Source organism: Candidatus Nitrotoga sp. BS (genome assembly GCF_927797785.1).
Taxonomy (GTDB): domain Bacteria; phylum Pseudomonadota; class Gammaproteobacteria; order Burkholderiales; family Gallionellaceae; genus Nitrotoga.
The window spans coordinates 1-14,443 of sequence record NZ_CAKMLL010000030.1 but is presented as its reverse complement, the minus strand read 5'-3'; the positions used below and the strand labels follow the sequence as shown (position 1 = coordinate 14,443).

Genomic DNA, 14,443 nt, shown 5'->3' with positions numbered 1-14,443 from the left:
AACCATCAAACAAAAATTACCAGACGGAAGTGCGGTATAGCTGATGGCATGAACATCTGCTCGATGCAGGTAGTGGTTCAGAATGGTGCATGCGTTATAGAAGTCGTATATTTGTGATTAAAGTTTCCGCCATAGGTTGCCATAACGCCAGGAGCTGCATTCTGATTGATAAAATTCTGCACCATGAAGCCTATGGTAGGTAAGCCGATGTAAGTATCGCCATTAACACTTGTTATAGACTGGGAAATATATTGACTAGCTACACCATTTCCATTCATTTGACCTAAAGGCTGGTAGTTATTACAACATTCATCATAAGTTTTAAAGGTCATCTTCAACCAGCCATTCTCAAAAGGAATTGAAATATTGCTTTCGTTGAATGATCCGAGCACGTGGCTGCTGTTGAACGTTACAACATTAGCCCCCCAGCATAGGAATGTTGCGAGTCCTGGTGGTGGTACACCGTACAAATAATGTACCTCTTGTCCTTCACGGTTCCAAAAGGATTGAAATAAGAAAGCGTAATTATCATTAATAGGTTCACACGCACCACCAGTCCAAAATTTATGGGTAAATGGACTATACAGTTGAGTGGTATCCGCCGCCAATGCCGGGTTATGGACAGGAACTTTGTATCGTTTTGTCGGCATTGTTATCACCCAGTCTGTACCAGACAGGGTAGTCTGATCAAAAATTGACTCGTTTATGATACTGTCGTGCATCAACAACGCACTCACAGCATCTTCACCATTATTCCAATTGCTGGTTACAATGGAACCACCGCTAATTACTATGCTGGTGCGATCTGAGGATGTCAGATCTGGGTAAATATGGCCCGGCACATACCATATGTTCTTAGCTTGACTTGGAGCAAACGCTTCAAGCACGGTAGGTTCATAGCCATAATCGGTTCCGCCTGTAACGTTTATCAGGGAGGCTGTACCCGCTAGGCCACCGGTCGGTGGGTCTGCTTTAGCCGATTGACCACCCACCTCCAATACACTGTTTGGGCCCATATCCATGGTTACAGCCTGAACTACTGCGCAGTTAGCAGGCACGCCGCTAGCGTGGGTAATGGATGTGTTGATTGCGGTGTTTGTGACCGTGCCCATTTCGATAATCTCAAAATAGCCTTCACGGGTACGATCAAGTGAGGCTGTTTCGCCATCTCCGCCAATAATCCCTATACCTTCAAGAGCAAAGCCCCAAAATGTGAAGTTCATGAATTCTTTACCATCGGCAGGAATCCGAGGGGCAGTGCAAGATTTATCGGCCGTGACAAGCTTCGCACCATTTGCCGTATTTACAATTGCAGCCGTCCACATATCGTAAGGAGATAGATGGAGGTTAAAAGTTATCACTTCACGGCTGTTTTTGCCTTCATAAAAATTTACTTTTAAGACTTTAGACGAAGCCGTGGTATTCAATACAGACAGATAGGTGTCCATGCCGGCACGTGTAGTGTAATAGGGGAAAATCAGAACCTGACCGAGGCCGTTCCCACTTAGGTGTACAGCAGCATTGACCGTATTCGCGATACCAACCGAACTTACTGTTGCTACCAAAGCAAGGGACAGTGATTTAATTTTGAATTTCTGCATGATCGTCAGGCTCCTAATATCATTCTACAAATTATTTATCACACTAAAAATAGCTACCGCCTTGCTCCATGCATCCGGCTAGTCTGGGGTCCATTTACGATAAATCTGTTAAAATCTTCGATCAATTTTCAGCAATTGCGGACTTGAAGAGATAACAAAATGAACCCTGAACTTAATCGCCTAAGCCCGTATCCATTCGAAAAGCTCGCCAATTTATTTCGCTCAGTTGTCCCCAACCCGGCCTGTCAGGCTATCAAGCTGCATATCGGGGAGCCCAAACATGCCACTCCGCGATTCATTTGTGATGCATTAAGTGCCAATCTGGCGGGACTTTCAAATTATCCCACAACCGCAGGTAGCGACGCGCTGCGTGTCAGCATTGCCAACTGGCTTACGCAACGCTACAACCTCCCAGCACTGGATGCAAAATCACAAGTCCTGCCGGTAAATGGCAGTCGTGAAGCACTATTCGCTTTCGCCCAAGCGGTGATTGACCGTACGTGCGACAACCCCACCGTGGTTTGCCCTAATCCGTTTTATCAAATATATGAAGGCGCCACTTTGCTGGCAGGTGCTACGCCCTATTTCCTCAACACTTTGCCGGAAGATAACTATGCGTTGAATTTTGATCAAATACCGCAGGATGTTTGGCAACGCACGCAGCTAATTTATGTATGTTCACCCGGCAACCCGACCGGTCGAGTAATGAAACTTGCAGAATGGAAGACATTATTTGAACTGGCCGATCGTTACGGTTTTATCATCGCTGCCGACGAATGCTACTCTGAAATCTATTTTGATACGCCGCCGCTCGGTGCGTTGCAAGCAGCACACCAATTGGGGCGCAGCGACTACCGCAATCTGGTATCTTTTTTCAGTCTGTCCAAGCGCTCTAACGTGCCCGGTATGCGCTCTGGTTTTGTGGCAGGCGATGCAAAAATAATAGAGAAATTTACGCTGTATCGCACTTACCACGGCTGCGCCATGAACCCGGCAGTACAAGCGGCCAGCGCCATCGCCTGGCAGGATGAAGAACATGTCGCCGAAAACCGCCGCCTGTATACGGAAAAGTTTTCTCAGGTGATATCCATCCTGAAACCTGTGCTGCCGGTGGTGCTGCCGGATGCCAGTTTTTACCTATGGCTGCGGGTGCCTGTAGCTGACACCCGCTTCTCGCAATACCTGCATCGAGACTATAATGTCACCGTGCTGCCCGGCAGTTTTCTGGCACGTGACGCACATGGCATCAATCCAGGCGAAAATTTTATTCGTATCGCCTTGGTGGCAGAGCTAAGCGAAACTTTGGAAGCCGCGCATCGCATCGCCGAATTTACCCGCAAACTTGACTAGGAAAATCATGGAACAACTGCAACAGATTATCGAACCCGCCTTTGAACGCCGTGCCGAAATTACTCCACGCAACGTTGATGCCAAATTGAAAGATGCGGTGGACACCGTTATAGGCCATCTCGACCATGGTACTTTAAGAGTGGCGGAAAAAATAGATGGTCAGTGGGTGACTCATCAATGGCTGAAAAAGGCAGTATTGTTGTCTTTCCGCATTGAAGACAATGCTTTCATCAAGGGCGGTTTTACCAATTATTATGACAAGGTGCCGTCCAAGTTTGCCGACTACAACTCGCGTGATTTTCGAGACGGCGGCTTCCGCGTAGTGCCGCCAGCTTCAGCACGCAGAGGCTCATTCATAGCCAAAAATGTGGTACTGATGCCTTCTTACGTCAACATTGGCGCTTATGTGGATGAAGGCACTATGGTGGATACCTGGGCGACGGTCGGTTCTTGTGCGCAGATCGGCAAGAACGTGCACTTGAGTGGTGGAGTCGGGATCGGCGGTGTTCTGGAACCGGTGCAGGCCAATCCGACTATTATCGAAGACAACTGCTTCATCGGTGCGCGCTCGGAAATTGTCGAAGGCGTCATTGTGGAAGAAGGTGCGGTAATTTCGATGGGTGTATACATCGGGCAAAGCACCAAAATTTTTGATCGTGAAACTGGCGAAGTAACTTATGGCCGGGTACCGGCTGGCTCGGTGGTAGTTTCCGGCAACCTGCCCTCCAAGGATGGCAGCTACAGCCTGTATTGCGCCGTGATCGTAAAGAAGGTGGATGCCAAGACCCGGGCAAAAGTCGGTATTAACGAGCTGCTACGCGGGATTTAAAGCCAGATTCACCCCAGGAAAGATTATGATCATTACACCTTTTTTACAGTTGGCTGCCGACAAACATGCCTCTGATCTTTTCTTCTCTGCGGGTGCACCTATCAACATCAAAATTAATGGCGTGGTCATGCCAGTGAATACAGAGACTCTTGATAGCGAAACTATTGAGCGCATCGCCTATGAAATAATGACACCGGAGCAAATCGCAACTTTCGAGTCCAGCATGGAAATGAATTTTTCCTATCGTGCCTTGGATACTGGAAATTATCGGATCAATATTTTCCGCCAGCGAGGCAGCATTTCCATTGTCATTCGTTATATACGGTTCAACATTCTCGACATTGAGGAACTGAATCTGCCACCAGTATTAAATCAGCTCATTATGGAAAAGCGTGGCCTGATATTGGTTGCGGGTGCGACTGGATCGGGCAAATCCACCACTATGGCTTCAATGATTGAGCATCGCAATAGTATTACCTCCGGCCATATCCTGACCATTGAAGACCCCGTCGAGTACCTGTTTAAACATAATAAATCCATTGTTAATCAACGTGAAATCGGTACCGACACGCTTTCCTATGGCAATGCCCTGGAAAGCGCTATGCGCGAGGCGCCTGATGTGCTAATGATAGGTGAAATTCGCGATCGCGAAACTTTCAAACATGCGCTGGTTTTTGCCCAGAGCGGCCATTTATGCCTGTCCACGCTGCACGCCAATAATAGCTACCATGCACTGAACCGCATCGTAAATCTCTTTCCACATGATACTCGTCGAGCTGTACTCGCTGACATGGCAATGAGCTTACGGGCAGTAATTTCTCAACGTTTGGTACCCAACGTACATGGCACGTTGGTGCCCGCTGTGGAAATTTTACTCAATACTACGCTTGTCTCAGAGCTAATTAAAAATGATGAGATCGATAAAATTTGCGATGCTATCGATCAAAGTATATCGTCCGGTTCACAGACCTTTGAACAGGCATTATTCAAGCTGTACAAAGATGGTGATATCAGCAAAGAAGATGCTTTGCGCAACGCTGACTCGGCCAGTAATTTATCATCCTTGATCTATTACTCTTAGTTCACCACGCTAAATTGCAGGCAACTCCGGCATCGCCACACTGACAAATATAAAATATTAATTAATTCAATAAGATGAAATTATACGGCATTGCAAATTGCAACACTGTCAAAAAAGCTCGCGTATGGCTGGAACAGCATTGTGCCGAGTATCAATTTCACGATTTTAAAAAACATGGCCTTGAGCCGGAACTGGCGCAGAGCTGGTTGCAACAGATAGGATGGGAAAGTCTAATCAACCGTAATGGTCTGACGTGGCGCGGTTTGTCGGCAGAACAAAAACAAGTCATCCAGGACAACAATAGCGCATTACCCCTGCTACTGGAAAAAACAAGCGTCATTAAACGCCCGCTATTGGAACAGGATGGCAAACTGCTGCATATCGGCTTCGACGACGTCAGCTACGAAAAAATTTTTAATTTCAAGTCTTAATCTATCTATGCCCACCCTTGAACTTGCCAAACAACTTATCACCCGCCCTTCACTCACACCGTTGGATGAAGGCTGCTTGACGCTCATCGGCGCGCGCCTCGAACCGCTTGGATTCAAACTGGAAACATTACGCTACGACAATGTGGACAATCTGTGGGCGCGGCGCGGCAGCAGCGGCCCATTGGTGTGTTTTGCCGGCCACACCGATGTCGTGCCGACCGGCCCACTGGACCAGTGGCACAGCGACCCATTTACTCCGACCATACGCGACGGAATGTTATATGGGCGCGGCGCGGCCGACATGAAAGGTTCCCTGGCTGCCTTCGTCACCTCCATCGAAGCATTTGTGACTGCACATCCCGACCATGCCGGTTCAATAGCCTTATTGCTGACTTCCGATGAGGAAGGCATAGCTGTAAATGGCACAGTGCGCGTAGTAGAAGCATTGCAAATTCGCGACGAAAAAATGGATTACTGTATCGTGGGCGAACCAACTTCATCTACCAAAACCGGCGACACAATCAAAAACGGGCGACGCGGTTCGCTTTCGGGCAAACTTATCGTAAAAGGCGTGCAAGGCCACATCGCTTACCCTCACCTAGCCAGAAATCCCATCCATCTCGCTGCTCCAGCCATCGCCGAGCTGGCTGCAATGGTATGGGATAACGGAAACACATACTTCCCGGCTACGACTTGGCAAATTTCCAACATGCACAGTGGCACGGGTGCAACCAACGTCATTCCCGGCACAGTAGAAATCGATTTCAATTTTCGTTTTTCAACAGCGAGTACAGTGGACGAACTGAAAGCCAAGACTCACGCCATTCTAGATAAACATGAATTGAGTTATGATTTAGATTGGTCACTGTCCGGCAAGCCCTATCTCACACCACGCGGTGATCTGGTAGATGCAGTGGGCGCTGCTATCAAAGAAGTAACGGGTATTGAAACCGAACTTTCCACCAGTGGCGGCACCTCAGATGGGCGTTTCATAGCCGATATCTGCCCGCAAGTGATTGAATTCGGTCCGATTAATGCAACCATACATAAACTCAATGAATGCGTATCCGTGACCGACTTGGATGTATTATCTAAAATATACTGCCGCACATTGGTCAATCTGCTGGTTAATAAAATATGAGTGTCCTGCATCATTTTGACTCCACTAACGAACTTCACACTGTGCGTGACTGGCTGCGCTTTACGGTCAGTGCATTCAACGAAGCAAAGCTCAGCTTCGGGCATGGCTCGGCCAGCGCATATGATGAAGCAGCCTACCTCATTCTACACACGCTGCATCTGCCATTGGACACGCTGGATCCATTTCTGGATGCGCGACTAATTTCAGACGAAAAAAATGCATTACTCGCATTGCTCAAGCAGCGCGTAGACAAACGAATTCCTGTCGCCTACCTGACGCAAGAAGCATGGCTAGGGGATTTTCGATTCTATGTAGACAAGCGCGTCATCGTGCCACGTTCTTTTATCGCAGAGCTGATACAGGAGCAATTTGCGTCTTGGATAGCTGATACGAAGATCGTGACCAACGTCCTGGATCTATGCACTGGTAGTGGCTGTCTCGCCATTTTGGCTGCGCACGCCTTTCCTGACGCTGCAGTGGATTCAGTCGATATTTCTCCAGCCGCATTGGAAGTAGCTAAGCGCAATATTGCTGACTATGGCATGGAAGACCGAATCCAAATTATAGAATCAGATATGTTTACCAATCTGAAAGGCAAGCAATACGACGTTATCATCAGCAACCCACCCTATGTAGATGCGCCATCTATGGCCACGCTACCGTCAGAATACCGGCATGAACCGCAACTCGCGTTGGGCAGTGGTGCAGATGGGCTTGATGCCACACGCGAAATATTGGAACATGCGGCCGACCACCTCAATCCCAATGGATTGCTGGTGGTCGAGATCGGCCATAATCGTCCCACACTTGAAGCCACATACCCCAATCTTCCGTTCATCTGGCTGGAGGTGGCAGCAGGTGACGAGTTTGTATTTATGCTGCGTCGCGAAGATTTAATTCGTAGCAACCTCAAATTAATCTGACATTACAGGGCGCGTCTACAAATCTAATTTTGCAAAGCGGCTGTTCGCAAAACTGGATTGTTAAAGGTACCTTCAGGCAAGCCCTTTTGGAATTGGGAATACAACATTTTCGCTAATACCATCCAATTCACGTACATTTACGGCACCCAATTCTTGTAACCGTCTAATCACGTCCTGCACCAATACTTCCGGGGCGGAAGCGCCGGCAGATATGCCGATATGCAACTTTCCAGACAGCCATTCATATTTCAATTCACTTGCATTATCAACCAGGTAGGCAGGAACATTCATGTTGTGTGCAACCTCGCGCAAGCGGTTTGAATTAGAGCTACTGGGCGAACCGACCACGATTACTACGTCGCATTGGCTAGTCAGATGCTTGACTGCATCCTGTCGGTTCTGCGTAGCGTAGCAAATGTCGTTTTTGCTGGGGCCGGTAATGCCCGGAAAACGTGCCTTGAGCACTTCGATGATAGAGGCGGTATCATCCATGGACAAGGTAGTCTGGGTGACAAAGGCGATGTTACTTGGATCCTTCACCACTAACAGCTGCGCGTCTGCAGGTGACTCCACCAGATACATGCTACCGTCACCCTGCCCCATTGTGCCTTCCACTTCTGGATGCCCAGCATGTCCTATCATTATAATTTCCTTGCCCCGCTCGCGCAGACGCGCAACTTCGCTATGCACCTTGGTTACCAGCGGGCACGTTGCATCAAACACCGTAAACCCGCGTGCCTTCGCTTCGCTTCGCACAGCTTGCGATACGCCATGTGCACTGAAAATGAGGATACTGCCCGCTGGCACATCGGCTAAATTATCAATGAACACTGCGCCTTTTTTTCGCAAGTTAGCAACCACAAACTCGTTGTGTACCACTTCGTGGCGCACATAGATTGGAGCACCATGAAGAGCCAGTGCACGTTCGACCATTTCGATGGCGCGATCAACACCAGCACAGAAACCACGGGGATTTGCGAGTAATAGTTCCATTCTATCTTTTCAATAAGTAATAAATATCTCTAGCAATTCTGATGTATAGCTTGTCTATCAAAATTTTTTGCAGCACTATGAAATTTTTTCCACAACTTGCATTTGGAGAGCTCTGGATTTTTGGCATCACCCTGATTTGCTATTCCCACGAAGGCAAACGTCTTCTAAGACTTTTTTGTAAAACTTTCCCACAGCATCAACCCTGCGCCACAGGTAACTGCTGAGTCTGCAACGTTAAATGCTGGAAAATGATAAGTGTTCCAGTAAAAATCCAGGAAGTCCACCACATAGCCGTAAGCAACGCGGTCTACCAGGTTACCCAATGCACCCCCGAGAATCAAAGTCAGAGCAAAGCAGAACAGCTTCTCCTGCTTATGTTTGTGCAGCAGCCATATTATCCATACCGATGCAGTCACGGCAATGAGACTGAATAACCAACGTTGCCAGCCTCCAGCATTACTTAGAAAACTGAACGCTGCACCACTATTGTGCACTAACACCAAGTTAAAAAAATCTGTCACCGCCACGCTCTCGCCATAGATAAAACTCTGGCTTATCCACAGCTTGGTGATCTGATCGAGGATGATTATTATCGTTGCCAAGCTTAACCAGTGTATCAACCTAACGCCCCCAACTGGCTTCGTCATTCATTCCTCGTCAGAGATAGAGCAGCATTAAGCATACTTCCGCACCTCGCCGTCACCCAATAAATTACTGACGCAGCGTCCACACAGCGTAGCATTTTGAGGATCGCTGCCTACATCGCCGCGGTAATGCCAGCAACGTTCGCACTTGATATTCTGACTCGGCATTACTTCAATGCGCTCTTCCGCTTCAGATGCGACGCGATGCATGGTGACACGCGAAGTTATCAGCACAAAACGCAGGTCATCACCAAGACGGTCAAGTACATCGAAGTTTTCATCCGCTGCGTAAATTTCCACCTCAGCGGCCAGCGCTTGACCAATTAGCCCAGCAGCGCGCACTTCTTCGATATACTTATTTATTTTGGCACGCCAGTTACAGATTATCGTCCAATTTTTAACTAGACTTTGATCGTCTGTTTTCGGCAAATCTGGTAGGGAAAGCCATTCCTGCTGAAACACGCTCACGTCCTGCTGACCACTCAAAGTCTCCCACGCTTCTTCTGCGGTAAAGCTGAGTATCGGTGCCATTAATCTCACCAGACTATGGCTAATATAGTGCAGTGCATTCTGTGCAGAACGTCGTGCGTACGAATTTTGCGCCGTGGTGTAAAGACGATCTTTGAGGATATCCAGATAGAATCCACCCAGCTGCTCGGAACAAAAAGTCTGTAATTTCTGTACGACCAGATGAAACTCGTAGCGCTCATAATCTGCTTTAATCTCTAACTGCAACCGGCTTACCAGCGCCAGTGCATAACGGTCAATCTCCATCCACTCATCCACTGGCAAGGCGTCTCGCTGGATATCAAAATCGGCAGTGTTCGCAAGCAAAAAACGTAATGTATTTCGGATACGGCGATAGCTTTCCACCACACGCTTGAGAATCTCATCGGAAATAGTCATCTCGCCGGAATAGTCAGTTGACGCAGCCCACAGGCGCAAAATGTCTGCACCCAGCGTATCAAAAATTTTCTGCGGTGCGATAACATTGCCCTTGGATTTGCTCATCTTATGCCCATGGCCATCCACCACGAAACCATGGGTAAGCAGCGCGTTGTAAGGTGCACGGTCATTCAAGGCGCAAGAGGTAAGTAACGAGGACTGAAACCAGCCGCGATGTTGATCCGATCCCTCCAGATATAAATCTGCAGGGAATGCTAAATCTTTGCGTCGGTGCAACACCGACGCATGCGTGGTACCAGAATCGAACCACACATCCAGTGTGTCGGAAAGTTTACGGTATTGTGTTGCTTCTTCACCCAACAACTCTTTGGCGTCCAACGAAAACCACGCTTCAATACCTTGCTGCTCGACGCGCTGCGCGACCTGCTCGATCAACTCAAGCGTGCGCGGGTGTAACTGCGTGGTTTCATTGTGGACGAAGAACGGCATCGGCACGCCCCAATTTCGCTGGCGCGACACACACCAGTCCGGGCGGTTTGCAATCATCGCTTTCAGTCGCGCCTTGCCCCATGCCGGATAGAACTGGGTGGTTTCAACCGCATTATTGGCGAGATCACGCAAGTTTGCTCCCTCTCCCGGCTTCAGAATGGAGTATGTAGGGTGAAATTGTTCCATGCCGATAAACCACTGCGGTGTGGAACGAAAAATAATCGGGGTCTTGTGTCGCCAGCAGTGCGGATAACTATGTTGTATTTTTTCCAGGTGCATCAGATGTCCGCTAGCCTGAAGTGTGGAGACCACCACATCATTCGCTTTCCATACGAACAAACCGCCGACCAGTGTCGTATTTGCGAGGAACTTGCCATCGTCGCCCACCGGGCTATCATTAGGCAGCCCGTATTTTTGACCAACAAAATAGTCGTCCAAGCCATGTGCCGGAGCAGTATGTACCAAGCCAGTACCCGCTTCCAGGGTTACATGGTCTCCACAAATAATTTTTACCCCACGTTCATCGAATGGGTGATGTAATGGCAACCCATTCAGTGCAACGCCCTTGCAAGTAGCGAGTATTTCACCTGTCAATTCATAGCGATCCAGGCATGCTTGTTTCAAATCAGCAGCCAATATCAGCAATCCGCGTGGTGTTCGTACCAGCACATAGTCAAAATCAGGATGGACGCTTACTGCCTGATTAGCGGGCAATGTCCATGGCGTAGTAGTCCAAATGACTGCATAAGATTTTTCATTACTCGGCAAAGACACGCCAAAAGCTTTAGACAAAAAATCGAAACTCATTACTTCAAAACCCACATCAATCGCGGAAGATGTTTTGTCCTCATGTTCGACTTCAGCTTCGGCCAGCGCTGACTGACAATCCAGGCACCAGTTCACAGGCTTGCGCCCCTGATAAAGATGGCCTCGCTCGAATATTTTTCCCAAAGCGCGGATTATATCCGCCTCGGTTTGGTGGTTCATGGTGAGATAGGGATTATCCCAATCACCCAGCACGCCTAGACGAATAAAATCCTTTTTCTGTTTCTCGATTTGCTCGGTGGCATATTCGCGGCACAGCTCACGAAAACGATCGGGCGGTATCTCCTTGCCATGTTTTTTTTCCACCTGCAATTCAATCGGCAAACCATGGCAATCCCAGCCGGGCACATATGGCGCATCGAAACCGGATAAAATCTTGCTTTTGACTATAATATCCTTGAGCACTTTGTTTACCGCATGGCCAATGTGGATGTCACCATTAGCGTAAGGCGGGCCATCATGCAGGATGAACTTTGGGCGTCCCAAGCTAGTAGCGCGTATTTTTTCATAGCGTTGCTGTGCCTGCCATTGGGCGAGCATCTGCGGTTCACGCTGGGCCAAATTGCCGCGCATGGGGAAAGGCGTGTCGGGAAGATTGAGAGTGTTTTTATAATCAGTCATATTGTATAAACCATTGCTTTGCATTACTTACATCGAGCTCAATCTGCTGCGTCAAACTTTGCAAATCAAGATACTTCACTTCATCGCGCAGTTTGTGCAGGAAATCCACGCGTAAATGTTTGTTATAAATTTCGTCCGAAAAATCGAACAGATGCACTTCCAGTATTGGCTTGCCATTTTTTTTCACCGTAGGACGTACACCCAAGCTCGCTACGCCCTGCATTGGTGACATACCGTCCCCCTGTACCCTTACGACAAAAATACCGGTAAGTGGTGGCCGATTGTGCTTCAACTGGATATTTGCGGTCGGGAACCCCAGTTGCTTGCCTAAACCGTCGCCGTGAACCACTCGCCCGCTGATACTATAAGGTCGCCCCAAATAACGCTGTGCAGTGCGCAGATCACCTTTACTCAATGCAGCGCGCACCGCCGTGCTGGATATGCGTACGTCATTGTGCGACACCCTGTGCATGACCTCTACTTTTAAACCTTGCTGACCGCCTATCTTTTCCATCAACGCAATATCGCCGCTGCGTCGGTTACCAAAACGAAAATCATCGCCAATCAGCACAAATTTCGCCGCCAAGCTCTCATATAAAACATGAATAAAATTCACTGCGCTCATCTGTGCAAAACTGCTGTTGAAGCGGCATACATATACGCGATCCACATCGAGTGTCGTGAAAAATTCAAGCTTTTCACGCATGCTGGTCAGCCGCACAGGCGCTTCCTGCGGTGTAAAAAATTCACGCGGATGCGGCTCGAAAACCAGCACAGCAGTCGGCAGCCCGAGCTGCTGAGCTGCCATCCTTAATTGCTTGAGTAACGCCTGATGACCCAAGTGTACGCCATCAAAATTGCCGATAGTTAGTGCAACTGGCGTTTTTCCTGTTGAGTAAAGTCCGCGAAAGATCAACATTCAGGCTAGATCGCCAGTAAAAAGAGTGCGATTATACCGTGTGAGAAAAAAATGAGAGCAAGGCATGGAATATATTCTGCTGCGATACCTGCGTTACTCAAATTGTATCCCTAATGTTCTGGACATAAATTTCATGGATGGAAAAGCCCATTAAATATTTATAGTGAAGTACTGCTTGGGAGAATGCTGTCAAATATCTAGAATTGGCAGGTACAAACAGGCCATGATGTAGCAATCGGAGATACTCTTTATACTGCCATTTCAAATTTCACCCAGTAAGCTCTCTCTGATTCACAAATAAACTTAAACCACCCTCTTCCTACCCATGGCAGGAAATGGCTTGCATAATCAAGAATCAGATAAACACGTTGTCACATCTCTCCCAGAACAGCACGCGGTAATAGCTTCCTGGCAAGTTGCTATCCAGAACATTTCAACGGCTAATTGCGTCATTTTCTCGGTTTCCATATCTTAGCACCAGTTCTGCAACTTGGTTTGCTCTTCCATCAAGCGATGCAGCAATATAGTAACGGAACAAGTCGCTAGATCAGTGTATATAAGATACAACGATATCGAATTGAAGTTTGAAGCTAAAAAGTTGTAAATTTATAATTAATAAAACAACTTAACCCATTATTTTCATTATTTATTCGTTCGTAATAATCACCATCCTTGAAATGATCAACCCACTCCTTAAATTCGATCTCAATTTGTTCACTTTAGACTCTGAAATGCATTGAACCAAGCCACAACGGAATAGAGGTGCCCGCTATGACGTATAATCAGAAAATCAAATGAATATGGTCTGACCTGAATGGCACTCGGTTAAACAGAAAACACGTAAATTATGGTGGTAAGTACGTACGCACCGTTGATGGGCTGTCCGGCTCAACCTGCAAGAAGCGTGTTCTATTTCCACGGCGAAGTGGTGTCGCCGAAATGGTTGGAGGAAAGCGCAATTTCTACCCTGATGGTTTTGATTATTTTTGCTTAACCGAGTGCCATGGTGGTCTGACCTAACGTTTAATCAGATCAAAAAATTGATGGCATCTTGCAATAAACGTGAAGCAATGAAACTTGTCAGGATTCGTCTGAAGAACGATGCATTAGACTAAACCACCATTCAGTGCTTTACTTCGAAATTGAATCCTCATCATGAAATCCATAACATGACAAATGTGAACCCCCACAAATTTACTGGTCCACGGCGGTTAGTGAAGACCCTAGGCTGCTCTTTGTCTGGACTATTAGTTGCTTGGAAAGAAGAGGCCGCTTTTCGCCAAGAAGTTATTCTCACCATCGTTCTTGTGCCGGTGGCCATCATGATGCCAGTTGATATGACTCAACGGGTACTGCTGGTAGCTAGCATCATGCTGGTGCTGATAATGGAAATGATCAACTCGAGCATTGAAGCTACCGTGGATCGAATATCTTTGGAGATTCATCCGTTGGCCAAAAAAGCAAAAGACATGGGTGGCACTGCCGTTTTGTTGGCACTGACGAACGCCATTCTGACGTGGGCCATGATTCTCTGGTCTCTGAGGTAAAAATATATATGCTTGGACGATTCGTGCTTTGACCATGCGCTTATTGCGCAAAGACAATACTCTGGTGGAAGGTATGATTAACTAAAACATCTAGTGTAGTGCGCCATTCTGTTTGGAACTTAATCGACTGTTGGCACGAATGA

At 47.6% G+C, this 14,443-nt stretch carries 12 protein-coding genes; 7 read left to right on the top strand and 5 right to left on the bottom strand.

Going from position 1 to position 14,443, the window contains the following annotated elements:
* Positions 1 to 77 precede the first annotated feature (77 nt).
* On the bottom strand, positions 78 to 1,601 hold the full coding sequence (locus tag MJ769_RS01825; protein ID WP_239234145.1) for a hypothetical protein: 1,524 nt from the start codon (positions 1,599 to 1,601) through the stop codon (positions 78 to 80).
* Between the two features lie 159 nt (positions 1,602 to 1,760).
* Here MJ769_RS01825 and dapC point away from each other — a divergent pair, with 159 nt between their 5' ends.
* From dapC to prmB, 6 genes are all read left to right on the top strand, one after another.
* Entirely contained in the window at positions 1,761 to 2,951 is a 1,191-nt protein-coding gene (gene dapC, locus MJ769_RS01820) for a succinyldiaminopimelate transaminase (RefSeq protein WP_239234144.1), read from the top strand.
* Between the two features lie 7 nt (positions 2,952 to 2,958).
* Complete coding sequence (gene dapD / locus MJ769_RS01815) at positions 2,959 to 3,780, top strand: 2,3,4,5-tetrahydropyridine-2,6-dicarboxylate N-succinyltransferase (RefSeq protein WP_239234143.1); 822 nt, start codon at positions 2,959 to 2,961, stop codon at positions 3,778 to 3,780.
* 25 nt (positions 3,781 to 3,805) lie between these two features.
* Complete coding sequence (locus tag MJ769_RS01810; RefSeq protein WP_239234142.1) at positions 3,806 to 4,861, top strand: PilT/PilU family type 4a pilus ATPase; 1,056 nt, start codon at positions 3,806 to 3,808, stop codon at positions 4,859 to 4,861.
* A gap of 74 nt (positions 4,862 to 4,935) precedes the next feature.
* On the top strand, positions 4,936 to 5,292 hold the full coding sequence (locus tag MJ769_RS01805; protein WP_239234141.1) for an ArsC family reductase: 357 nt from the start codon (positions 4,936 to 4,938) through the stop codon (positions 5,290 to 5,292).
* 7 nt (positions 5,293 to 5,299) lie between these two features.
* Positions 5,300 to 6,433, top strand: coding sequence for a succinyl-diaminopimelate desuccinylase (dapE, locus tag MJ769_RS01800; protein WP_239234140.1), 1,134 nt, complete (start codon positions 5,300 to 5,302; stop codon positions 6,431 to 6,433).
* Complete coding sequence (prmB, locus tag MJ769_RS01795; protein ID WP_239234139.1) at positions 6,430 to 7,356, top strand: 50S ribosomal protein L3 N(5)-glutamine methyltransferase; 927 nt, start codon at positions 6,430 to 6,432, stop codon at positions 7,354 to 7,356. Before dapE ends, prmB begins: the two co-directional genes overlap by 4 nt.
* 72 nt (positions 7,357 to 7,428) lie before the next feature.
* On the opposite strand, the gene ispH is transcribed toward prmB, so the two are convergent.
* The 4 genes from ispH to MJ769_RS01775 all read right to left on the bottom strand — a co-directional run bounded on the left by ispH (position 7,429) and on the right by MJ769_RS01775 (position 12,753).
* Positions 7,429 to 8,349 (bottom strand): 4-hydroxy-3-methylbut-2-enyl diphosphate reductase, encoded by a 921-nt coding sequence (ispH, locus tag MJ769_RS01790; protein WP_239234138.1) that lies wholly within the window; start codon positions 8,347 to 8,349, stop codon positions 7,429 to 7,431.
* Between the two features lie 164 nt (positions 8,350 to 8,513).
* Positions 8,514 to 8,996 (bottom strand): signal peptidase II, encoded by a 483-nt coding sequence (lspA, locus tag MJ769_RS01785; RefSeq protein WP_239234137.1) that lies wholly within the window; start codon positions 8,994 to 8,996, stop codon positions 8,514 to 8,516.
* Between the two features lie 27 nt (positions 8,997 to 9,023).
* A complete protein-coding gene (gene ileS / locus MJ769_RS01780) occupies positions 9,024 to 11,834 on the bottom strand; it encodes an isoleucine--tRNA ligase (RefSeq protein WP_239234136.1) in 2,811 nt (936 codons plus the stop codon).
* Entirely contained in the window at positions 11,827 to 12,753 is a 927-nt protein-coding gene (locus tag MJ769_RS01775) for a bifunctional riboflavin kinase/FAD synthetase (protein WP_239234135.1), read from the bottom strand. The genes ileS and MJ769_RS01775 overlap by 8 nt, the downstream gene beginning before the upstream one ends.
* Positions 12,754 to 13,988: 1,235 nt before the next feature.
* On the opposite strand from MJ769_RS01775, the gene MJ769_RS01770 reads away from it, so the two are divergent.
* Positions 13,989 to 14,300, top strand: a complete 312-nt coding sequence (locus MJ769_RS01770) for a diacylglycerol kinase (protein WP_305854676.1) — start codon at positions 13,989 to 13,991, stop codon at positions 14,298 to 14,300.
* The last annotated feature ends 143 nt before the right edge of the window (positions 14,301 to 14,443 follow it).

Bases quoted from the DNA above. Each gene is read 5' to 3' on its own strand.
- MJ769_RS01810 (WP_239234142.1), top strand. From the start codon at position 3,806: ATGATCATTACACCTTTTTTACAGTTGGCTGCCGACAAACATGCCTCT.
- ileS (WP_239234136.1), bottom strand. From the start codon at position 11,834: ATGACTGATTATAAAAACACTCTCAATCTTCCCGACACGCCTTTCCCC.
- MJ769_RS01805 (WP_239234141.1), top strand. From the start codon at position 4,936: ATGAAATTATACGGCATTGCAAATTGCAACACTGTCAAAAAAGCTCGC.
- lspA (WP_239234137.1), bottom strand. From the start codon at position 8,996: ATGACGAAGCCAGTTGGGGGCGTTAGGTTGATACACTGGTTAAGCTTG.
- dapE (WP_239234140.1), top strand. From the start codon at position 5,300: ATGCCCACCCTTGAACTTGCCAAACAACTTATCACCCGCCCTTCACTC.
- MJ769_RS01825 (WP_239234145.1), bottom strand. From the start codon at position 1,601: ATGCAGAAATTCAAAATTAAATCACTGTCCCTTGCTTTGGTAGCAACA.
- ispH (WP_239234138.1), bottom strand. From the start codon at position 8,349: ATGGAACTATTACTCGCAAATCCCCGTGGTTTCTGTGCTGGTGTTGAT.
- dapC (WP_239234144.1), top strand. From the start codon at position 1,761: ATGAACCCTGAACTTAATCGCCTAAGCCCGTATCCATTCGAAAAGCTC.
- MJ769_RS01775 (WP_239234135.1), bottom strand. From the start codon at position 12,753: ATGTTGATCTTTCGCGGACTTTACTCAACAGGAAAAACGCCAGTTGCA.
- dapD (WP_239234143.1), top strand. From the start codon at position 2,959: ATGGAACAACTGCAACAGATTATCGAACCCGCCTTTGAACGCCGTGCC.
- prmB (WP_239234139.1), top strand. From the start codon at position 6,430: ATGAGTGTCCTGCATCATTTTGACTCCACTAACGAACTTCACACTGTG.